The organism is Cellulosimicrobium sp. Marseille-Q8652 (genome assembly GCF_965112045.1).
Genome location: NZ_CBCOPS010000002.1, coordinates 289817 through 311011 on the forward strand (window position 1 = coordinate 289817; position 21195 = coordinate 311011).

At 75.3% G+C, this 21195-nt stretch carries 18 protein-coding genes; 11 read left to right on the forward strand and 7 right to left on the reverse strand.

Annotated elements, in window-relative coordinates:
* Position 1: 1 nt before the first annotated feature.
* Genes mca through ACWPWV_RS11320 form a run of 3 tightly spaced genes read left to right on the forward strand, consistent with a single transcriptional unit; the run spans position 2 to position 2237 of the window.
* Positions 2-949 carry a mycothiol conjugate amidase Mca gene (gene mca, locus ACWPWV_RS11310; RefSeq protein ID WP_454043090.1) on the forward strand — a complete coding sequence of 316 codons (948 nt, stop codon included), beginning with the start codon at positions 2-4 and terminating at the stop codon, positions 947-949.
* Positions 946-1428, forward strand: coding sequence for a hypothetical protein (locus tag ACWPWV_RS11315; protein ID WP_454043091.1), 483 nt, complete (start codon positions 946-948; stop codon positions 1426-1428). The genes mca and ACWPWV_RS11315 overlap by 4 nt, the downstream gene beginning before the upstream one ends.
* Before the next feature lie 2 nt (positions 1429-1430).
* The gene (locus tag ACWPWV_RS11320) at positions 1431-2237 is read left to right on the forward strand and encodes a carbon-nitrogen hydrolase family protein (protein ID WP_454043092.1); all 807 of its coding nucleotides are present in this window, start codon (positions 1431-1433) and stop codon (positions 2235-2237) included.
* A 213-nt stretch (positions 2238-2450) separates the two neighbouring features.
* On the opposite strand, the gene trhA is transcribed toward ACWPWV_RS11320, so the two are convergent.
* Positions 2451-3233, reverse strand: a complete 783-nt coding sequence (trhA, locus tag ACWPWV_RS11325) for a PAQR family membrane homeostasis protein TrhA (protein ID WP_454043093.1) — start codon at positions 3231-3233, stop codon at positions 2451-2453.
* Between the two features lie 288 nt (positions 3234-3521).
* On the opposite strand from trhA, the gene ACWPWV_RS11330 reads away from it, so the two are divergent.
* From ACWPWV_RS11330 to ACWPWV_RS11340, 3 genes are read left to right on the forward strand one after another with little or no spacing between them, the layout of a single operon-like run.
* Positions 3522-4283, forward strand: coding sequence for an isoprenyl transferase (locus ACWPWV_RS11330; RefSeq protein WP_454043094.1), 762 nt, complete (start codon positions 3522-3524; stop codon positions 4281-4283).
* A gap of 51 nt (positions 4284-4334) precedes the next feature.
* Entirely contained in the window at positions 4335-4895 is a 561-nt protein-coding gene (locus ACWPWV_RS11335) for a MarR family winged helix-turn-helix transcriptional regulator (RefSeq protein WP_454043095.1), read from the forward strand.
* Between the two features lie 9 nt (positions 4896-4904).
* Positions 4905-6104, forward strand: coding sequence for a glycerate kinase (locus tag ACWPWV_RS11340; RefSeq protein WP_454043096.1), 1200 nt, complete (start codon positions 4905-4907; stop codon positions 6102-6104).
* Between the two features lie 29 nt (positions 6105-6133).
* Here the strand turns inward: ACWPWV_RS11340 and ACWPWV_RS11345 are convergent, their stop codons facing one another.
* The 5 genes from ACWPWV_RS11345 to ACWPWV_RS11365 form a co-directional block, all read right to left on the reverse strand.
* Complete coding sequence (locus ACWPWV_RS11345) at positions 6134-7348, reverse strand: AAA family ATPase (RefSeq protein WP_454043097.1); 1215 nt, start codon at positions 7346-7348, stop codon at positions 6134-6136.
* Positions 7349-7416: 68 nt separating this feature from the next.
* Positions 7417-7824: a RidA family protein gene (locus ACWPWV_RS11350; RefSeq protein ID WP_454043098.1), complete on the reverse strand. Its 408-nt coding sequence runs from the start codon at positions 7822-7824 to the stop codon at positions 7417-7419.
* 83 nt (positions 7825-7907) lie between these two features.
* Positions 7908-9305, reverse strand: coding sequence for an alanine racemase (locus ACWPWV_RS11355; RefSeq protein ID WP_454043099.1), 1398 nt, complete (start codon positions 9303-9305; stop codon positions 7908-7910).
* A complete protein-coding gene (locus ACWPWV_RS11360; RefSeq protein WP_454043100.1) occupies positions 9302-10978 on the reverse strand; it encodes an N-acyl-D-amino-acid deacylase family protein in 1677 nt (558 codons plus the stop codon). Before ACWPWV_RS11360 ends, ACWPWV_RS11355 begins: the two co-directional genes overlap by 4 nt.
* Entirely contained in the window at positions 10975-12693 is a 1719-nt protein-coding gene (locus ACWPWV_RS11365; protein WP_454043101.1) for a beta-N-acetylhexosaminidase, read from the reverse strand. Before ACWPWV_RS11365 ends, ACWPWV_RS11360 begins: the two co-directional genes overlap by 4 nt.
* Before the next feature lie 203 nt (positions 12694-12896).
* On the opposite strand from ACWPWV_RS11365, the gene ACWPWV_RS11370 reads away from it, so the two are divergent.
* The 5 genes from ACWPWV_RS11370 to ACWPWV_RS11390 all read left to right on the forward strand — a co-directional run bounded on the left by ACWPWV_RS11370 (position 12897) and on the right by ACWPWV_RS11390 (position 19592).
* Positions 12897-13928 carry a LacI family DNA-binding transcriptional regulator gene (locus ACWPWV_RS11370; RefSeq protein WP_454043102.1) on the forward strand — a complete coding sequence of 344 codons (1032 nt, stop codon included), beginning with the start codon at positions 12897-12899 and terminating at the stop codon, positions 13926-13928.
* 316 nt (positions 13929-14244) lie between these two features.
* Entirely contained in the window at positions 14245-15906 is a 1662-nt protein-coding gene (locus ACWPWV_RS11375) for a glycoside hydrolase family 13 protein (protein WP_454043103.1), read from the forward strand.
* Between the two features lie 79 nt (positions 15907-15985).
* Entirely contained in the window at positions 15986-17386 is a 1401-nt protein-coding gene (locus ACWPWV_RS11380) for an ABC transporter substrate-binding protein (RefSeq protein WP_454043104.1), read from the forward strand.
* 254 nt (positions 17387-17640) lie between these two features.
* Positions 17641-18516, forward strand: a complete 876-nt coding sequence (locus ACWPWV_RS11385) for a carbohydrate ABC transporter permease (protein ID WP_454044522.1) — start codon at positions 17641-17643, stop codon at positions 18514-18516.
* Positions 18513-19592: a carbohydrate ABC transporter permease gene (locus tag ACWPWV_RS11390; RefSeq protein ID WP_454043105.1), complete on the forward strand. Its 1080-nt coding sequence runs from the start codon at positions 18513-18515 to the stop codon at positions 19590-19592. The genes ACWPWV_RS11385 and ACWPWV_RS11390 overlap by 4 nt, the downstream gene beginning before the upstream one ends.
* 150 nt (positions 19593-19742) lie before the next feature.
* On the opposite strand, the gene ACWPWV_RS11395 is transcribed toward ACWPWV_RS11390, so the two are convergent.
* Entirely contained in the window at positions 19743-21041 is a 1299-nt protein-coding gene (locus tag ACWPWV_RS11395; protein WP_454043106.1) for an alkaline phosphatase, read from the reverse strand.
* Positions 21042-21195 lie beyond the last annotated feature (154 nt).

Below are 21195 nucleotides of genomic sequence, written 5' to 3' on the forward strand. Positions count from 1 at the left end.
AGTGGCCGATCCCACGGCCGGACCGACGCCCCGCCGCGAGCAGGGCGAGGAGGAGCCGTTGCGGCTGCTCGCCGTGCACGCGCACCCGGACGACGAGTCGAGCAAGGGCGCCGCGACGACGGCGCGCTACGCGGCGGAGGGCGTCGAGGTGCTCGTCGCGACGTGCACGGGCGGTGAGCGTGGCGACATCCTCAACCCGAGCTTCGGCGCGGGCCCGGCGGACGTCGAGGGCATGCGCGCGCTGCGCCGCGAGGAGATGGCGGCTGCGGCCCGGGCGCTCGGCGTCCGCCAGCACTGGCTCGGGTTCGTGGACTCCGGCCTGCCCGAGGGTGACCCGCTGCCCCCCTTGCCGGACGGCTGCTTCGCCCTGGTCCCGCTCGAGGAGGCCGCCGCGCCCCTCGTCGAGCTCGTGCGCGAGTTCCGACCGCACGTCATGACGACGTACGACCCGTCGGGCGGCTACCCGCACCCCGACCACGTGATGTGCCACCGTGTCGCGTCCGAGGCCTTCCACGCGGCGGGCGACGCCGACCGCTACCGGCGCGACGGCGGCGCCGCGCCGTGGGCGCCGCTGAAGCTGTACTACAACCACGACTTCTCGATGAACCGGATCCGCACGCTGCACGAGGCGATGCAGGGCGCGGGCCTCGAGTCGCCGTTCGGCGACTGGGTCGAGTCCCGCTCGGCGCGCGAGATCCCGGAGCGGCAGGTCACCACGCGCGTGCCCGTGGCCCGCTACTACGCGCAGCGCGACGCCGCGCTCATCGCGCACGCGTCGCAGATCGACCCGGAGGGCTTCTTCTTCGCCATCCCGCGCGACCTCGAGGTCGACGTGTGGCCGTTCGAGGAGTACGAGCTCGCGGAGTCGCGCGTGCCCGTGGACCTGCCCGAGGACGACCTGTTCGCGGGCGTCCGGGGACGCCTCGGGACGTCGGGGGGCGCGGCATGAGCGCGCCGACGGTGTCCTGGGACCTGGCGGGGGTCGGCCTGCTCGACGCCGGCGCCCCGCACGCGGTGCTGCCCGAGGCCGGGCTGCTGCCGGGTGCCGCGGTCCCCACCGGCGCGGGCGGCCCCGGGTGGGCGGCCGAGGTCGTCGCCGAGACGGCGACACCGGGCCCGTCCGACGACCCGCTGCGCGAGGACCTCGAGCCCACGGACGTGTCGCCGGGGCTCGCGGGCTTCCTCGCGATCTTCGCCGTCGCGCTCGCCGCGGTCGGTCTCTTCTTCGCGCTCTCGCGGCAGCTCCGCCGCATGCGGCACAACGCCGAGGTGCGCGGCATCGGCCCGGACGGCCCGGAGGCGGGTGCGGGCGGCGGCCCTGACGGCGAGGGGGCGGCCGGCGGGACTCCCGGTGACGGGCGCGCTCCCGGTGACGGGCCTGCGCCGGGCGACGGCACGGCGTCGGGCAGCCCGCGGCGGGACGGCTGACCGTGGCCGACGGGGCGCGCGTCACCCTCGGCCAGCTGGAGGTCTCGACCGACCACGCGGCGAACCTCGTCGCCGTGCGCTCGGCGTTCCGCGAGGCCGCGCGCGTCCACGCCGACCTCCTCGTGCTGCCGGAGTACGCCGCGGCGTTCGACCCGGGCGGGACGGGGCCCGAGCACGCCGAGCCGCTCGACGGCCCGTTCGTCACGGGGCTCCGACGCCTCGCGCGCGAGCACGGCGTGGCGGCGGTCGCCGGGACGCTCGTGCCCGCGACCGCACCGGGGAAGGCGGCCAACGCGGTCGTCGCGGTCGACGCGCAGGGCGAGCTCGCCGGGGTCTACCGCAAGGTGCACCTGTACGACGCGTTCGGCCACCGCGAGTCCGACCGGCTCGAGGCGGGCGACCCGGCAGCCGAGCCGCTCGTGCTGCACCTGGGAGGCCTCGCCTTCGGCGTCATGACGTGCTACGACCTGCGCTTCCCCGAGAGCGCGCGGCGCCTCGTCGACGCGGGTGCGGACGTGCTCGTCGTCCCGGCCGCCTGGGCCGCGGGCCCGCTCAAGGCCGACCACTGGCGCACGCTCGCGCGAGCCCGCGCGATCGAGAACACCGCCGTCGTGCTGGCGGTCGGCCAGGCCGGCAGGGGCGTGACGGGCCGTTCCCTGCTGGTCGGCCCGGACGGCCAGGTCGGCCTCGAGCTGGGCGAGTCGGCCGAGCTGCGCAGCGCCGACCTCGACCCGGCCGCCCTCGCCGCCGTGCGCGAGCGCAACCCCTCCCTCGCGAACCGCCGCTACGCCGTCGTCCCGCGCGACTGACGACAGGCGGCGACCACGACCTGCCCGGGCACGCGCGAGGCGCGACCGGAGACGACGGGTGGTGCCGGACGAGGGGTGGTGCCGGACGAGGGGCGGCGGCGGGTCGTGGTGGGTCTGGCGGGAGACCGCGAGGGACGAGCGGGCGGATGGTAGACCCGCCGCCGCCCCTCGGGAGGCACCACCCCGGACGCACCCCGGACGCTGCGACCGAGATCAGCGTGCGGCGAGAGCCGCCAGCAGGATCGCCGCGTAGTGGCACCCGAACCCGATGACGGTGAGCACGTGGAAGATCTCGTGGAAACCGAACCAGCGCGGGCTGGGGTTCGGCCGCTTGATGCCGTACACGACGGCGCCCAGCGTGTAGGCGAGCCCGCCGATCGCGACGAGCCAGACGATCGCGGGCCCGTCGGTCGTGGTCCAGAACTGCGGCATGTAGCCGACGGCGACCCAGCCGAGCGCGACGTAGATCGGGACGTAGACCCAGCGCGGCGCGTCGAGCCACAGGATCCGCGCGAGGAGCCCGAGGAGCGCGCCGCTCCACACGATCACCAGCAGGGTCGTCGCCGTGCGCTGGGGCAGGAGCAGCACGGCGAGCGGGGTGTAGGTCCCCGCGATGATGAGGAAGATGTTGGAGTGGTCGGCGCGGCGCAGGATGCCCGCGACGCGTGGTGACCAGGTCCCGCGGTGGTAGACGGCGCTCGTGCCGAACAGGAGGCACGCGGAGATCCCGAAGACGGCGCACGACACCTTGCCCGCGACGGGCGGCGCGATGACGACGAGCACGATGCTGGCGACCAGGGCGAGCGGGAAGGTGCCCGCGTGGATCCAGCCGCGCAGCCGGGGCTTCACCGCCTCGGCGACCTGCGCGACGGCGTCCGTCACGGACTCGCGCACGGTCTCCGCCGTCCCGGTGGCGGCGTCGTCGGGACGCTCGTCGCGCGGGTCGGGCGTGCCGGCTCCAGGTGCCGGGTCGCGGTCGGACGTCGCTCGGGCCACCGGTCCTCCAGGGTCTCGGTCAAGGGTCGGTCGGGTGGTGCGGGGTCGTTCTCCCGCGAACCTACGCCATCGTAGGTTACGCATGCGTAGGTAGGCGCCCGAGGTGCCGGCCGCCGGTGTGAAGATCCTGGGCAGGGGGTCGTCGCCCCGGACCCCGTGGCCGTGACCGCGCTGCTCCGAGGAGTACCGTGTGGCAGTCCGGTCGGCCGGGCCGACGCGCCAGCCGGTGCCGCCCTGCCGCCGCACTGCCACCAGACCACCCGCCGAGCCCACCGCCGAGGAACCGTCGTGCGACTGCCCCATCCCGTCTACGGACTCTACGAGCGTCGGCTGGCCGCGTCGCTGTCGCGCGAGGGGTTCCCCCGGCACGTGGGCGTCATCCTCGACGGCAACCGGCGCTGGGCCCGCTCGTTCGGCGAGACGGCCGCCACGGGTCACCGCCGCGGCGCCGACAAGATCGACGAGTTCCTCGGCTGGAGCGAGGACCTCGGCATCGAGGTCGTCACGCTGTGGATGCTCTCGACGGACAACCTGTCCCGCTCGCAGGAGGAGCTGTCGGCGCTGCTCGACATCATCGAGGACGCGGTGCGCGACCTGGCCCAGTCCGGGCGGTGGCGGCTGCGCGTCATGGGCCGTCTCGACCTGCTGCCCGAGCGGCTCGCGTCGGCGCTGCGCGAGGCGCAGCAGCGGACCGCCGCGGTGGACGGGCTGCAGGTGAACGTGGCCATCGGCTACGGCGGCCGGCACGAGATCGCCGACGCGGTGCGCTCCTACCTGCGCGAGCAGGCCGACGCGGGCGCGAGGCTCGAGGACCTCGCGGAGAACCTCGACGTCGAGCACATCGAGGAGCACCTGTACACGAAGGGGCAGCCGGACCCGGAGCTCGTGATCCGCACGTCGGGCGAGCAGCGCCTCGGCGGGTTCCTGCTGTGGCAGAGCGCGCACTCGGAGTTCTACTTCTGCGAGGCGTACTGGCCGGACTTCCGGCGCGTCGACTACCTGCGCGCGCTGCGGTCCTACTCCCAGCGCGAGCGACGCCTCGGCCGGTGAGCCGCAGCCCGTCCGGGTAGGGTCGATGCAGACGCATCGACCGGAGGTGTCATGAGGGAGTCGGCCCGGGACGTCGGCAGCGCACGTCTCGCCGTCGAGACGTGGGAGTCGCTCTTCCGCGCCCAGGTCGCGCTCATGCGGCGACTGCAGTCGGACCCGGTCTGGGACGACCTGACGATGCGCGAGTACGACGTCCTCTTCTCCCTCACCAAGGGGCCCGCGGAGGGCATGCGGCTGCGCGACCTCAACGCGCTGATCCTCCTGAGCCAGCCCTCCCTGAGCCGCATGGTCGAGCGCCTCGAGCGGCGCGGTCTCGTGGACCGCTCGGCCGACCCCGGTGACGCGCGCGGCACGGTGGTGCGCCTCACGGAGCGCGGCGCCGACCGGCAGCGGGTGATCGGCCGGGCCCACGCGCGCGCGATCGCGACCTACGTCGGCGGTGCGCTGGACGACGACGAGCTCGAGGCCCTCGGCGCGCTGCTCGAGCGGCTCCGCGCGGCCCAGAGGACGATCCCGCCGGTCGGACCGGACCGCGCGCGCGGGGCGGGTGTGGCGGGAAACACGGCGGACGACCCGGACGTCGACCCGCCCGCGACCGGGGTGCCTGCCTAGAATCGCCGCGTGTCCTCAGCGCCGAGCACCGAACCCGTCCGTCCCGCCCCGCGCGGCGAGAGCCCGCTGCGCGTCGTCGTCGCGCCCGACTCCTTCAAGGGCAGCCTGAGCGCGGCCGAGGTCGCGGAGGCGGTGGCCGCGGGCGTGCGCAGCGTCGTCCCCGCCGCGCACGTCGTCGAGCTGCCGATGGCCGACGGCGGGGAGGGCACCCTCGACACGCTGCTCGCCGTCTGGGGGGTGCCCGCGCGCGAGGTCCCCACCGTCGACGCGATCGGCCGCCCGCGCACCGCGCGCTACGGCGTCTCCGCCGACGGCCGGGTGGGTGTCGTCGAGCTCGCCGAGGCGAGCGGGCTCCCGCAGGTCAGCGACGTGTCCCTGCAGCCGCTGCACGCGCACACGCTCGGGACGGGCGCCGCCGCGGCGGCGGTGCTCGACGCGGGCGTCCAGGAGGTGGTCGTGTGCCTCGGCGGCTCCGCCTCGACCGACGGCGGGGCCGGCATCCTCACGGGCCTCGGCGCCCGGCTCCTCGACGAGGCCGGCGAGGTCGTGCCCGACGGCGGGGAGGGCCTCGCGCAGGTGGCCCGCCTCGACCTGCGGACCCTGCACCCACGGGCGCGCGCCGTCCGGTGGCGGCTCGCCGTCGACGTGACCAACCCGCTGCACGGCGAGCGCGGCGCGGCCCACGTGTTCGGCCCGCAGAAGGGTGCCCGGCCCGCGGACGTCGCCTTCCTCGACGACGCGCTGCGCCGCTGGGCGGCGGTGCTCTCCGAGGAGACCGGGGTCGCGGTCGAGGAGGTCGCCGGCGCCGGCGCGGCCGGGGGCGTGCCCGCGGGGCTCGTCGCCGTCCTGGGCGCGGAGCTCGAGCCGGGCGCGCAGCTCGTCGCCGATGCGGTCGGGCTGCCCGGCGAGATCGCCCGCGCCGACCTGGTGGTGACCGGTGAGGGGTCGTTCGACTCGCAGTCCGTCCACGGCAAGGTCGCCGACGCGATCGGCGCGCTCGCGGCGCAGGCGCCCGGACGACCGCCCGTCGTCGTGCTCGCGGGCCGCGTGCTGCTGCCCGCGGACCAGGCGCGCGCGGCCGGGATCGCCGCGGCGTTCAGCATCGCCCCGGGCCCCATCGCGCTCGACGACCTGCTCGACCGCACGGCGTCGCGGCTCACCGACCTCGCGGCGACCGTGACGAGCCTCGTCCTCGCCGCGCGGGGCTGACGCACGGCGGTCCGGGGACCGAGAGCGGGTCAACGCCTGGGCCAGTGCCAGACGGGCTGGTCGAGCATGCCCTCGCGGCCCACGACGACCGTCTCGCCCGACGACTTCTCCAGCGCGACCTCCTGGAGGTCGGCCGGGCCGGGCAGGTCGGCGGCACCCGACGCGGCGCCCGACGCCGCGGCGCGGCGGAGCGCGTCGACGAGCGGCGTCGAGTGGGTCACCACGACGACCTGCGTGTCCCGCGCCGCGGAGTGGACGAGCGTGCCGAGCGCGGGCAGCAGGTCCGGGTGCAGGCTCGTCTCCGGCTCGTTGAGGACGAGCAGCGCCGGAGGCCGCGGGCTGAGCAGCGCGGCGACCCACAGCAGGTAGCGCAGCGTGCCGTCGGAGAGCTCCGCGCCGGAGAGCGGCCGCAGGAGGCCCTGCTGGTGGAACGCGAGCTCGAAGCGGCCGTCGTCGGCGCGGACCTCGACACGGGCTCCCGGGAAGGCGTCGGAGACCGCGGCGTCGAGCTCGTCGGCCCGGCCGAGGTCGCGGACCGTCTCGAGCGCGGCGGCGAGGTCGGCGCCGTCGTGCGCGAGGACCGGCGTGCGGGTCCCCACCTGCACGGCGCGCGCGGGGGCGAGCGGGTCGGTGCGGAACTGGTCGTAGAAGCGCCACGAGCGCAGCGCCTCGCGCACCGCGACGACCTCGGGGGCACCGACGGGGTCGACGTGCTCGGCGAGCATGCTGTCGAACGTGCGCAGGCGCGCGGGCGAGGTGACCCACGCGCCGTCGTCGTCCCGCAGGCGCACGGCGGGGCCGCGACGCTCGGCCTGCAGGGTCGCGGGGCGCAGCGCCGGGCCCGACCACACGGCCTCGACCTTGATCTCGGGGTCGAGCGCGAACGCCGACCCGCCGTCCTGGGGCAGCCCGAGGTCGACGGCGTAGCCGAGGTCCGCCGCCTCGACGCCCGCGACGCCGAGGCGCAGCGCGACGGGACCGGTGCGGAGCCGGGCCCGCAGGTCGCCGTCGCGCGTGGCGCGGGTCCCGTGCTGCGGGCCGGCCCAGAGCGTCGACCGCAGCCCGCCCTCGCGCGCGAGGGCACCGACGGCTCCGTCGAGCGCGCACTGCGCGAGGAGCCGCAGCGACCGGTAGAGGTTCGACTTGCCCGTGCCGTTCGCGCCCGTCACCACGGTGACCCGTCCGAGCGGCAGCACGACGTGCCGCAGCGAGCGGTACCCCTCGACGGCCACGGTCCCGATCATCTGCGCGCCCCGGTCATGCGGACGACCCTAGGGCGCGCCACCCACCCCACGACGAGGGGGCAGGCACGTCAGTCCGTGATCGCGAACGCGTCGATCTCCACGAGCATCTCCTCGCGCGGGAGCCCGGTGAACACGGTCGTGCGGCCCGGCAGCACGCCCCGCGTCGAGTGCTGCGCGACGAACGCGCCGTACGCCTCGTTCATCACCGGGAAGTCCTCACGCCTCGTGAGGTACACGCGCAGCATGACGACGTCGTCGAACGTCGCGCCGGCCGCCTCGACGATCGCCCGGACGTTCTCCAGGGTCCGCGTGGTCTGGGCCGCGACGTCGCCCGGGTGGAGGTACTCGTTCGTGGCGGGGTCCACCGGGCCCTGGCCCGACACCTGGACGAACGGGCCCCTGCGCACGCCCTGGTGGAACGTGTGCGCGGGCGCCGGGGCGTCGGGGGTCGAGACGGCGGTCTTCTCGGTGCTCATGGGCCCTCCAGGGCTGTGGGGGTGTCGGGTGTCGGGATGTCGTGGACGCGGGGGCGACGGCGCGTGCGCCGGGCGGGCGTCCGTCAGAAGTCGGTGGTGACGAGGTCGACGACCTCGTCGCCGCGCACGACCGCGGCGACGTGCCAGCGGTCGAGCGTCGTGCAGGGGTGGGAGATCCCGAACCCGACGACGTCGCCCGGGCGCACGTGCGACGTCGCGGGCGAGTCCACGGACGGGTCGAGCGCGAGGAACAGGTGCTGGTCGTTGAGCGCGGTGACGCGCGCGCCGGCGAGCTCGCGGGCGGGCCGCAGCTCGCCGTCGTCGCCCAGCGAGCGCAGCGCGAGCGCCACGGGCAGGTCGATGTCGAACGACACGTCGCGACGCCCCACGCCGCAGATCACCAGCCCGGGCTCCGGCACGGACAGGACCTGGCCCCACACCGTCGCGGCGGCGTGCATGGGCTCGGCCCCGGGGATCCGGTCCCACGGGTCCATGCGCGCGCAGAACCCGTGGTCGTGCGTGAGGTAGGCGCCCGAGCGCACGACGACGCGGACGTCGCGCTCCAGCACCACCGCCTCGCCGCGGGAGTGGTCGCCCGCCTCGGCGGGGGAGAGGGGACCGGGGAGCTCGGCGAGCACGACGTCGAGGAAGGAGCTGCCGCCCGCCGAGAGCACGAGCGGCTCGTCCGTCCCCGCCAGCCCGGAGCGCACGAGCGCGGCGCCGACCTCCCGCAGGTGGCGGCACCACGCGGCGACGGCGTCGAGCTGCTCGGCGCTCGTGCCGCCGGCGACGGAGCCCTCGTACCCCGCGGCGCCGAGCAGGCGCAGGCCGGTGGCGTGCACCGCGCGGGCGACGTCGAGGGCCTCGACGTCGTTGCGCACGCCCGTGCGTCCGCCCGGCACGCCGACCTCGACCAGCACGCCGAGCCGGGAGAGCACCTCCGCGTCGGCCCCCGCGAACGCGCGGGAGAGGAGGTCGACGCCGCGGGTCGAGTCGACGTACAGCCACACCTCGAGGGCCCCGGCCGTCTCGAGCGCGTGGCGCAGCCACGCGAGCTCTCTCGGGTCGACGAGCTCGTTCGCGAGGAACACCCGCTCGCTGCCCCAGTCGCGCACCGCGCGCAGCTGCGCGGGCGTCGCGACCGTCGCGCCCCACGCGCCCGCCGCGACCTGGCGCGCGTACAGCGCGCGCGACATGGCCGTCTTCACGTGCGGGGCGTGCTCGACGCCGCGCTCCGCGCACAGGCGCGCCATGAGGCCGACGTTGTGGTCGAGCGCCGCGTCGTCGAGCGTGAGGAGCGGCCAGGAGAAGGCGTCGTCCGTGAGGCGCGGCGGTCGCGTCGCGCCGGCGTCGCCCGTGACGGGCGCCAGCACCTCGGCCACCGTCGCGGTGGCGTCGAGGCGCAGGCCCTTGGTCCGGGGCCCGACGACGTCTCCCGCCCACGCGCGCAGGTCGCCCGGTGCGGGGGTTCCGGTGGTCATGCGGTGCTCCTCTGGTCGGCTTCACGGTCGGGGACGCCCCGGCCCGGGCGCGGGCCCGGACGCAGGGGGCGTCCCGGGGTCGCGTCCGTCAGGGCGCCACCCACCAGGACGGGCACGCCCGCCACGAGCACGTCGTCGATGCCCGACGCCGGGACGCGCGGCCGCTCGTACGTCGCCTCGTCCCGGACCCGGTCCGGGTCGACGAGCGCGACGTCGGCGACCGCGCCCGGCACCAGGGCCCCACGGTCCGCGAGGCCGAAGCGTCGCGCCGTGGCGGCGGACAGGTGCGTCGCGGCGTCGTGCCACGTCCAGTCCTCGAGCGTACGCACGTGCTCGGCGAGGAAGCGCGCGAAGGCGCCCCAGCCCCGCGGGTGCGGGCGGCCCCCGCCGCCGACGGGCGCGTAGATCGCGTCCGAGCCTCCGACGTGCGCCGGGTGCCGGAGCAGGGCGCGCACGGACGCGGGGGAGCTCGTCGGGGGCTGGGCGAACACGCAGCTCGCCCGCAGTCGCGTCGCGACGAGGAGGCGGACCGCGGCGTCGGCGGGGGAGAGGCCGAGCCGGCCGGCGACGTCGGTCAGGGCGAGGCCCTCCGCCCACGCGAGGTCCTCGGTGGGCACGGCGGCCATCGTCACGCGCGGCCAGAGGTCCGCGAGCGCCGGGAGGTGCTCGCGGTGGAGCCGGTCGAGGACGGCCGGGTCGCGCAGCGCCGCGACGGTCGCGTCGGGGTCGGCGATCGGGAGCCAGGTCGGCAGCGTCACCATCGAGAGGATCGAGCAGCCCCGCAGGTACGGGTAGGAGTCGAAGGTCACGTCGAGCCCGGCGGCGCGCGCGTCGTCGACGTAGCCCACGAGCTCGTCGGCGGGGCCGTGGTAGTGCGACACGTGCGTCGCGACGCCCGCCGCGCGCGCGATGCGCACGAGCTCGGCGAACGCCGGCCCGGCGCGGTCCTCGTAGCCGCGCATGTGCGACACGTGCGGCAGCCCGCGCGCCGCGACGACGCGGGCGAGCGCGACGACCTCGTCCTCGTCGGCGTACGCGGCCGGGACGTACTCGAGCCCGGTCGACATCCCGAGCGCCCCGTCGTCGAGGGCCGCGCGGAGCAGCGCCACCATGCGGTCCCGCTCGGCCGCGGTGGCTGCTCGTGCCGCCGGGCCCAGCACGGCGTACCGGATCGTGCCGTGGGCCGCGAGCGACCCGACGTTCACGCGCGTGGTGCCGTCGTACGTCGCGAGGAGGTCGGCCAGGGACCCGCCCCGGAACGTCGGGTGCTCGCCGTCGATCGCGGCGAAGTAGGCGCTCGCCCAGGCGTGGGCGTCGTGGGCGGCGTCCGGAGGGGACGGCGCGTACGAGACCCCGTCCTGCCCGACGACGATCCCCGTGACGCCCTGCCGCAGCATCGCGAGCTGGACGTCGTCGTCGAGGACGGCCGCCGCCCCGTGCACGTGGGCGTCGATCAAGCCCGGGAGCGCGAGGCGACCGCCGGCGTCGAGGAGGCGCGCGCCGTCGGGCAGCGCCGTCGAGCGGCCGGCGGGGGAGACGGACGCGACGCGACCCCCGGCCAGCATTACGTCGACCGGGCCGGAGAACCCGCCGTCGGCCGCCGGCAGGCGGGCGCCGTGCACGACGAGCGGCGCACCGTCGGCGACCGCGGAGCGCTGCGCCGCCGGCCTCACGCGGGGCCTCCCGCGTCCTCGTCGCCCTCGACCCAGCCGCCGACACCGCGGAGCCCGCCCGCGGCGAGCTCGGCCTCGAGGTCGCGCGGCCAGCCGTGCACGCCGGGCCGCGTCTGCCACGGGTGCGGGCCGTCGAGCGGGCGGTACTCGACGCCGTACGCGTCGAGGCGGGGCAGGTGGTGCGCCTCGAGGCGCTCGCGGAACGCGCGCGAGGCGTCCGACCCGGGCGAGCGGTCCGTGGCGGGGGACCACATGACCTCGGCGAACGCCGCGAGCCGGGGGAAGGTGGCGTAGTCGACGCGGCGGACGGAGTCGAGGTGCTCCGTCCAGACCTGCGCCTGGCCGCCGAGCAGCGTGCCCGGTCCGGTGCCCAGCCCGGCGGGGAGGGGCTCGAACGCGTACACGTCGTCGAGCGTGCGGAGGAAGCCGACCGGCACGGGCTCGTCGGGTCCGTCACCGGCGCGGTGGTCGAGGTACACGACCTGCTCGGGCGCCATGACGACGTCGTGGCCCGCCGCGAGCGCGTCCGCGCCGACCGCCCAGCCGCGCCACGACGTCACGACGACGTCGCGCGGCAGCGCGGGCCCGAACGCCTCGTCCCAGACCACGGCCCGCCGCCCGCGCGTCGTGACGTGCTCCGCGAGGCGCGCGAGGAACCACCCGTGCAGGTCGCGGACGTCGTCGAGCCCGAGCGCCGCGGCCCGCGCGACGACCGCCGGGTTCTCGCGCCACAGGGTCGTCGGGACCTCGTCGCCGCCGAGCGCGACGAACGGGGCGTCGAACACGTCGAGGACCTCGTCGAGCACGTCCCGGAAGAACGCCAGCGACTCGTCCGACGGGTCGAGCACCTCGGTGCTCACGCCCCACGTCGTACGGACCTCGTGCGGCTGCTTGCGCGTCCCGAGCTCCGGGTACGCGGCGACGGCCGCCTCGACGTGCCCGGGGACGTCGATCTCCGGGACGACGGTGACGCCGCGCTCGCGCGCGTAGGCGACGATCTCCCGCAGGTCGTCCTGGGTGTAGTACCCGCCGTGCGGCCGCCCGTCGACGACGCCGGCCCGCCACGTCCCGACGCCCGACTCGCGCCGCCACCCGCCGACCTCGGTCAGCCGCGGGTGGCGCCGGACCTCCATGCGCCAGCCCTGGTCGTCGGTGAGGTGGAGCTGCACGACGTTGAGCCGGTGCGCCGCCGCGAGGTCGACGAAGCGCAGCACGTCGGCCTTCGGCAGGACGTGGCGCGCGACGTCGAGCAGGACGCCGCGCCAGGCGAACCGGGGGTGGTCGGTGATCGTGACGTGCGGCAGCTCGAGCCGCTGGGCGCCCGCGGGACGCGCGGGCGCGCGCCGGAAGGCGGCAGGGCCCGCGAGCTGGCGCAGCGTCTGGGCGGCGGCGTGCGCGCCGTCGAGGTCGGCGGCGTCCACGCGCACGCCGGCGTCGTCCACCGTGAGCCGGTAGCCCGACGGCGGCAGGGAGTCGTCGACCGCGAACCGCACCGTCGCGGTGGTGGCGGCCGCGCCGTGCCGGGCCGCGTCGTCGGGCGCGGGGACCAGATCCAGGTCGAACGCGTCCTCGGTGACCCGGCGCCACCAGCGGGCCGCGGGCCGCAGCGCGGGGTCGTGGGCGACGAGGCTCCCGGTGGCGACGGTCGTGACGCCGGGCGCGGAGCGGACCGACACGGGGCGCGGGACCAGCCCCTGCGGTATTTGGAAGGACACCGAACGAGCCTAGCCGGAGGCACCCTCGGGCGACACCCTCCCACCGAACCCCGGTCGGGTGTCCCCTCCGGGCGCGCCGGTGCCGATGCGCACCCCGGGGTTCGGCGGAGCGGTCGGCGGGTGGCGGAGGGCGAGCGCAAGGATGCGGGCCGCGACGTTCAGTTCACGCAAGCGGCTTGCGCGCCGCGCGTATAGTCGGCGACATGTCGAGACGTCTTGCGGAGGTCGCTACCAAGGTCGGGGTGAGCGAGGCCACGGTGAGCCGCGTGCTCAACGGGAAGCCGGGCGTGTCCCAGGCGACGCGCGACGCGGTCCTCACCGCGCTCGACGTCCTCGGCTACGAGCGGCCCACGAAGCTGCGCGGCGAGCGCGGGCGGCTCGTCGGGCTCGTGCTGCCGGAGCTCGTCAACCCGATCTTCCCGGCGTTCGCCGAGGTCATCGGGGGAGCGCTGGCCCAGCAGGGCTTCACGCCCGTGCTGTGCACGCGCACCGCGGGCGGCGTCACCGAGGCCGAGTACATCGACCTGCTCCTCGGGCAGCACGTCTCGGGCGTGATCTTCGCCGGCGGGTTCTACGCCGAGCGTCAGGCCGACCACGCCCACTTCCGCCGCCTGGAGAAGCTCGGCCTGCCCGTCGTCCTCATGAACGCGTCCATCGAGGACCTCGACTTCCCCCGCGTCTCGTGCGACGACCTCGTCGCCGTGAACCAGGCGCTGGGCCACGTGCTCTCGCTCGGGCACGAGCGCGTGGGCCTGCTGCTGGGGCCGGCGGACCACGTGCCGTCGGAGCGCAAGCTCGCGGCGGCGCACTCGTTCGTGGAGCGCAACGGGCTGACGCTCGACCCGGCGCTCGTCGTGCACAGCCAGTACTCGCTCGAGAGCGGGCAGGCCGCGGCCAACCGGCTGCTCGAGGCCGGCGCGACGGCGATCGTGTGCGCGAGCGACCCGCTGGCGCTCGGGGCGGTGCGTGCCGTGCGTCGCGCCGGGCTCGACGTGCCCGCCGACGTGTCCGTCGTGGGCTACGACGACTCGAACCTCATGAACTCCACGGATCCCGCGCTGACGACCGTGCGCCAGCCCATCGAGCCGATGGGTCGCGCGGCGGTCGACCTGCTGGCGAGCATGATCGCGGGGGCCGACGTGTCCCGGGACGAGCTGCTGTTCGAGCCCGAGCTCGTCGTGCGACGGTCGACCGCGGCGGCGCGCTCGACCGGTCGCGAGCCGATCGCCCCGTAGCGCCCGCTCCGCCCTCCTGCGGGGCTCGCGCCCCCACCCGAGGCGACCGGTCCGGCGGACCGGTCGCCTCGTCGTCGACCCCGGGCGCCGTGCTCGTGGACGCCGTAGACCGTACCGTTCTCGACGCCCTGAGATAGCGTTTCGATAACGACGATGTCTGGTTCTTGCGTCGATCCTGTCGCCTAGTTACTGTCGTGCTCGACGACGCCGTCACCGCCCTGCGGACGACGGCCGTCCCGGCGCCGGAGGCGGCGACGGCGCACGCAGCACGGCACCCGCACCGCAGCGGGAGCGCCGACCAGGAGAAGAGGACCCGGTGAGCGACGACCAGCCCGGCCAGGAGTGGTGGCGCACCGCGGTCATCTACCAGGTGTACGTGCGCAGCTTCGCGGACGGGAACGGCGACGGCACCGGGGACCTCGCCGGCGTCCGCAGCCGCCTGCCGTACCTGCGCGACCTCGGCGTCGACGCGATCTGGTTCACGCCCTGGTACGTCTCGCCGCTCGCCGACGGCGGGTACGACGTCGCGGACTACCGCGCGATCGACCCGCAGTTCGGCACGCTCGCCGAGGCCGAGCAGCTCATCGCCGAGGCGCGCGGGCTCGGGATCCGCACCATCGTCGACGTCGTCCCCAACCACGTGTCCGCGGAGCACGAGTGGTTCCGTGCCGCGCTGGCCGCCGGTCCGGGCTCCCCGGAGCGCGAGCGGTTCTGGTTCCACCCCGGCAAGGGCGAGGACGGCGCGCGGATCCCTACGCGCTGGGTCTCGGAGTTCCAGGGCACCACGTGGACCCGCACGACGGAACCCGACGGCACGCCGGGCGAGTGGTACCTGCACGTGTTCGCCCCCGAGCAGCCGGACCTCAACTGGAACCACCCCGACGTGCGCCGCGAGCACGAGGAGATCCTGCGCTTCTGGTTCGACCGCGGGGCCGCCGGCATCCGCATCGACTCCGCCGCGCAGCTCGTCAAGGACCCCGAGCTCCCCGACGTCGTCCCCGCGCACCCGGCGCCCGGCGAGCACCCGCACGTCGACCGTGACGAGCTCCACGACATCTACCGCGCGTGGCGCGCGGTCGCCCAGTCCTACGACGAGCCGCGCGTCCTCATCGGCGAGGTGTGGCTCGCGGACCGGGCGCGCTTCGCGCAGTACCTGCGCCCGGACGAGATGCACACGGCGTTCAACTTCGACTTCATGGCCCGCCCGTGGGACGCGAAGGCCCTGCGCGAGTCCGTCCAGACGACGCTCGACGCCCACGCGCCCGTCTCCGCACCGGCGACGTGGGTCCTGTCGAACCACGACGTGACCCGTCCGGTGACGCGCTACGGGCGCGAGGACAGCTCGTTCGCCTTCCTCAGCAAGCGCTTCGGGACGCCGACCGACCTGGCCACCGGGCGCCGTCGGGCACGGGCCGCGGCACTGCTCACCGCCGCCCTGCCGGGCTCGCTCTACGTGTACCAGGGCGACGAGCTCGGTCTGCCCGAGGTCGAGGACCTCCCGCCCCACACGATCCAGGACCCGATGCACTTCCGCTCGGACGGCGTCGACCCGGGCCGCGACGGCTGCCGCGTGCCGCTCCCGTGGACACGCGGCGGCACCACGTTCGGGTTCGGGCCCGACGGCGGCGCCCCGGCGTGGCTGCCCCAGCCGACCGGGTGGGGCGAGCAGTCCGTCGAGGCCCAGGAGCACGACGACGCGTCGATGCTCTCCCTCTACCGTCGCGTGCTCGCGACCCGCCGGGCCGAGCGCGCGCTGCACGGCGAGACGTTCCGCTGGCTCGACACCCTCGGTGGCGTCGCGCTGGGCGACGACGTGCTCGCGTTCTCCCGGGGGGACGTCGCGTGCGTCGTCAACCTCGGCACCGAGGACGTGCCGCTGCCCGCCGGCGCGCACGTCCTCCTCCGCAGCGAGCCGCACCGGGGCGACGACGCGCCCGGCCGGCTCGTGACCGACACCGCGGTGTGGCTCCGGCTCTGAGCACCCAGCCCCGGCAGCCCGGCCACCACCGCAGGCAGCACACCCAGCACACCCCGCACCACCGGACACAGGAGTGACGATGAAGTCCACACGTCAGGCGATCGCCCTCACCCTCGCAGGGGCGCTCGCGGTCAGCACGCTCGCCGCGTGCTCGAGCAGCGGCTCGGGCGACGAGGACGGCGGCGAGGGCACGGACGGGGACGGGAAGGTCACCCTCAAGGTGGTCTCCCTCCTGCCGGGCTCCGAGCAGGAGGCGATCGACGCCTTCGAGGCCCAGGTCGCGGAGTTCGAGGCCGCGAACCCCGACATCGACGTCGTGCCGGAGGAGTACGAGTGGAAGGCGACGACGTTCGCCCCCCAGCTCGCCGGCGGCACGCTGCCCGACGTCTTCGAGATCCCCTTCACCGACGCGAAGACGCTCGTCGAGAACGGGCAGCTCGCGGACCTCGACGAGCAGTTCCGCACCCTGCCCTACGCCGACAGGTTCAACCCCGCGATCATCGAGGCGGGCACGGGCTCCGACGGCCACGTCTACGCGGTCCCCGCCAAGAACGTGTACGGCGTCGGCCTGCACTACAACCGCCAGCTCTTCGAGTCGGCCGGTCTCGACCCCGACGACCCGCCGACCACCTGGGACGAGGTCCGCGAGGCCGCGAAGAAGATCGCGGACGCCAACCCCGGCGTCGCGGGCTACATGCAGATGTCGCAGAACAACACGGGCGGCTGGCAGCTCACGGTCAACACGTTCGCCCGCGGCGGTCGAACGCAGGAGGTCGCCGACGACGGCACCGCCACGTCGACCCTCGCGAACGACGGCACCAAGGAGGCGCTCGAGTGGCTCCAGGCCATGCGGTGGGAGGACAACTCCCTCGGGAGCAACTTCCTCCTCGACTGGGGCACCATGAACCAGGCGTTCGCGGCGGGCCAGGTCGCGATGTACACGTCGGGCTCCGACGTCTACACCGCGCTCGTGCAGACGAACGCGATCGACCCGGCCATGTACGGCCTCGCCGCGCTGCCGCTCGAGGGCGACGACGCGGGCGTCCTCACGGGCGGCACGCTCGCCGCGATGCCGGCGGACGTCGAGGAGGAGAAGAAGGCGGCCGCGATCAAGTGGATCGACTTCTTCTACCTCGCCAAGCTCGTCGACGAGGACCGCGCCGTCGCGGACGCCGAGACGCTCGTCGCGAACGACCAGCCCGTGGGCACGCCCGTCCTGCCGATGTTCTCCCAGGAGCAGTACGAGCAGAACCAGGAGTGGATCGCGGACTACGTCAACGTCCCGCTCGACCAGATGACGGGCTACACCGACACGATGTTCGACCTCCCGCTCGTCGGCGAGCCCTCGCAGAAGACGCAGGAGATCTACGCGCTGCTCGACCCGGTCGTGCAGGCGGTCCTCACCGACGAGAACGCCGACGTCGACGCGCTCCTCGAGAGCGCCGACCAGGAGGCGCAGGCCCTGCTCGACCAGGGCTGACGGACCGTCGGCACGGCCCGGCCGACCGGTCCGGCCGGTGGCGCCCCCACCGGCCGGACCGCACCCGCCGGTGCCCGACGACGGGACGCACCTCCCGCCGTCGGGCACCCTCCACCGCACCCGAAGGACACCTCGTGACCGCGACCACCGCACCGCCGCCACGGCCCCGCCCGACGCACGCGCGGGCGGACCCGGCCTCCGGACCCGCCCACCGCGCCGGACGTGGCGGCCGACGCCGCAGCCCGGCGACGTGGGTGCGCGGCGGCGGGCTGCACAACCTCGTCTTCCTGCTCCCGCTGCTCGTGATCTTCGGGCTCTTCTCGTGGTTCCCCATCGTGCGCGCGGTGGTCATGAGCTTCCAGGAGACGAACCTCGTGAGCGACCCGACGTTCGTCGGGCTGGACAACTTCCGCCAGGTGCTCGCCGACCCGCTCCTGTGGAAGGCGGTGCGCAACACGCTGTACTTCGCGTTCCTCGCGCTGCTGTTCGGGTACCCGGTCCCGCTCGTCGCGGCGGTCCTCGTGCGCGAGGTCCGCCGGGGTCGTGGCCTGTACTCGGCGCTCGCCTACCTGCCGGTCGTCGTGCCGCCGGTCGTCGCGGTGCTGCTCTGGAAGTTCTTCTACAACGGCAGCCCGACGGGCGTGTTCAACACGATCCTCGGCTGGGTCGGTCTCGGGCCCTACCCCTGGCTGCAGGACGCGTCGACGGCGATGCCGTCGCTCGTCCTCGCCGCCACGTGGGCGGGCGCGGGCGCGACGGTCATCATCTACCTCGCCGCGCTGACGAGCGTGCCGCCCGAGCTCTACGACGCGTCCGAGGTCGACGGCGCGGGGCTGTGGCGCAAGATCTGGCACGTCACGCTGCCGCAGCTGCGCGGCGTCCTGTTCATCACGCTCGTCCTGCAGGTCATCGGGACCGCGCAGGTCTTCCTCGAGCCCTACCTGTTCACCGGCGGCGGGCCCAACAACGCGACCCTGACCGTCCTGCTGCTCATCTACCGCTACGCCTTCCAGAACAGCCTCGGCGGCGACTACGGCGCCGCGACGGCCCTGTCGCTCATGCTCGCGGCCGTCCTGGCCGTCTTCTCGCTGGCCTACTTCCGGCTCACCCGGTCCTGGAGCACGTCATGACCCTCTCGCCCACCGACAACCCGAGCGAGATCGGCGTGGTCTCCCAGGACTCGGCCGCCGCGGCCGGCACGCCCGCGCCGCCCGGCACCGGCCCGGGCCCCGACGCCGCGGCGCGCCGTGCGTCCGACGCGAGCCGCTCGCGCCGCGAGGCGGAGCAGCGCCGCGCACGCGCCCGGCGTCGCCGCGCGCTCGACGGCGTCGAGGACCGCGGCGCGCTGTCCGCGGCGGACTGGCGCCGCCCGGGCGTCCGGTGGGGGATGGGCTCGACCCACGTCCTGCTGCTCGTGGTCCTCCTCGTCGCGGGCCTCGGGCCGATGCTCCTGCTCGCGAAGTTCGCCGTGACCCCGACGCAGGACATCCTCCGCACGCCCATGGCGGTCTTCCCGAACGGCATCGCGTGGGACAACCTCGACAAGGCGTGGAACGACGTCCAGGTCAGCCGCTACTTCCTCAACACCATCTGGCTCGCCGTGGGGTCGTGGGCGTCGCAGATCGTCGTCGCGACGACGGGCGGGTACGCGCTGTCGGTCCTGCGCCCGCGGTACGGCAGGGTCGTCCAGGCGCTCGTGCTGTCGACGATGTTCGTCCCGGCGATCGTGCTGCTCGTCCCGCTCTACCTGACGATCCTCGACCCTCCGCTGCTCGGGCAGTCGCTCGTCGACAGCTTCTGGGCGGTCTGGCTGCCCGCGGGCGCGAGCGCGTTCAACGTGCTCCTCGTCCAGCGGTTCTTCGACAGCCTGCCGCGCGAGGTGTTCGAGGCCGCGCGCGTCGACGGCGCAGGTCCCTACCGGCTCTTCTGGTCGGTCGTGCTGCCGATGTCGCGACCGATCGTCGGCGTGGTGTCCGTGTTCGCCGTCATCGCGGCGTGGAAGGACTTCCTCTGGCCGCTGCTCGTGCTCAAGGACCCGGAGATCCAGCCGCTGTCCGTGCGCCTGCCGTCGATCGAGGCGACGACGGACCTCGGGGTGTTCCTCGCGTCCCTCGCGATCTCGACGCTCATCCCGGTGGCGCTGTTCGTCGTCTTCCAGCGCATGTTCCTCCAGGGCGCGGGCCTCGGGGGAGCGGTCAAGGGCTGAGCCCGGGCGCCGGGCGTCCGCCGGGCTCGGGGCTGGTGCCGAACACGACCTGGGTGCCGTGATCAGCCCGATAGCGGCACCCAGGTCGTGCTCGGCCGCGCGCCACGTCGTGCTCGACGGCGGACGCGCGGCCCCGGCGGTCGGGTCGCCTCAGCCGCGGCCCCGGCCGACCATCGCGCGGAGCACGACGTCGTGGACGTCGGTGTTGCGCTGCGCGCCCGTGAGGTCCGCAGCGCTCGGGCCCTGCGCCGTCAGCGGCGTCGCCTCACCCGTGTGGCCGCCCGTCGTCCAGTCGACCGTGAACTGCAGGTCGGAGCCCGCGAGGTCGAACGGGCCGTCCTCGGCCGTCGCGCCCTCGCCGCCCTCGTCCGCGTCGTCGACGTTCTCGATGGCGAGGCCGCCGGTGGCGTGGTCGCCGACCACGAGCACGAGCGTCCCGCGGTTCCGCGACGCGAAGTCGAGCGCGAGCGCGACGGTCTCGTCGAGCGCCTGCCCCGCCTGGATCGTGCGCGTCGCGTTGCTGCGGTGGGCGAACTCGTCCACCGCCTCCTCCTCGACCACGAGGAAGAACCCGTCGCGGTCGCGCGACAGCGTGTCGAGCGCCTTGGCGGTCATGTCGACGAGCGGCACCTCGGGCTCGTACAGGTCGCCCTCGCCCTCGTTGCGCTGCTCGAACATCTCCTCGTTGGCGAACAGGCCGAGGAGCTTGCCGCGGCCCGCCGCGTCGAGGCCCTCGGCGTCGGTCACGTACGTGTACCCGAGCTGCTGCGCGCGCGCGACGAGGTCGCCCTCCGTGCCCTTGCTCTGCTCGGTCCGGTCCTTCGGCGGGTTGTCGGGCCAGGCGCCGGGGTCACCGGCGGGCAGCCACCAGTCCTCGCCGCCGCCCAGGATGACGTCGGGCCGCGAGCTCTCGAGGAACTGGCGCGCGATCTCGCTCTGGTCGCCGCGGTCGGGCACGTGCGCGCCGAACGCGGCGGGCGTCGCGTCGGTGACCTGCGCGGTCGTGACCAGCCCCGTCGCCTTGCCGGCCTGGCGGGCCCGCTCGAGGAGCGTCGGCACGGGGTTCCCGGCGGCGTCGACCCCGACCGCCCCGTTGTAGGTCCGCACGCCCGACGCGAACGCCGTCGCGCCCGCGGCCGAGTCGGTGACGGCGTCCTCGGGATCGGCGGAGTCGGTCGTCGTCCAGCCCGCGTGCTCGAGCGAGTCCATGGCGAGTTGCCCGTCCGTGCCGACCGTCGCGAGCCGGATCACCTCGCGGTGCGACAGCCCGAGGCCGTCCCCCTGGATGAAGATGACGTTGCGGGCGCGGTCGCTCCCGCCGCGGTCGTCGGGACGGCCGTGGCCGCCCCCGCGGTCGCCGTCGCCGCCCAGGGGCAGGACCGCGGCGAGCGCGATGCCCGCGGCGATCCCTGCCGCGCCGGACCTGAACGTGGTGCGTCGTGCATCCATGAGCTCTCCCTCGAGACTCTCGGCGTCGTCGGCCCCTGCGCCCGTCGGGATCTCCGGCGGTCGCACGGCGGTGGGAGGCACCGCCGTCGGCGGGCCGGCGCCGGCGGCGTCGCTGCCGCCGGACCCGACCCACGCTAGGTCGCACGGCCGGGTA

Bases quoted from the DNA above. Each gene is read 5' to 3' on its own strand.
- ACWPWV_RS11345 (WP_454043097.1), bottom strand. From the start codon at position 7,348: ATGATCGGGACCGTGGCCGTCGAGGGGTACCGCTCGCTGCGGCACGTC.
- ACWPWV_RS11315 (WP_454043091.1), top strand. From the start codon at position 946: ATGAGCGCGCCGACGGTGTCCTGGGACCTGGCGGGGGTCGGCCTGCTC.
- ACWPWV_RS11380 (WP_454043104.1), top strand. From the start codon at position 15,986: ATGAAGTCCACACGTCAGGCGATCGCCCTCACCCTCGCAGGGGCGCTC.
- ACWPWV_RS11335 (WP_454043095.1), top strand. From the start codon at position 4,335: ATGAGGGAGTCGGCCCGGGACGTCGGCAGCGCACGTCTCGCCGTCGAG.
- ACWPWV_RS11355 (WP_454043099.1), bottom strand. From the start codon at position 9,305: ATGACCACCGGAACCCCCGCACCGGGCGACCTGCGCGCGTGGGCGGGA.
- ACWPWV_RS11395 (WP_454043106.1), bottom strand. From the start codon at position 21,041: ATGGATGCACGACGCACCACGTTCAGGTCCGGCGCGGCAGGGATCGCC.
- ACWPWV_RS11390 (WP_454043105.1), top strand. From the start codon at position 18,513: ATGACCCTCTCGCCCACCGACAACCCGAGCGAGATCGGCGTGGTCTCC.
- ACWPWV_RS11370 (WP_454043102.1), top strand. From the start codon at position 12,897: ATGTCGAGACGTCTTGCGGAGGTCGCTACCAAGGTCGGGGTGAGCGAG.
- ACWPWV_RS11350 (WP_454043098.1), bottom strand. From the start codon at position 7,824: ATGAGCACCGAGAAGACCGCCGTCTCGACCCCCGACGCCCCGGCGCCC.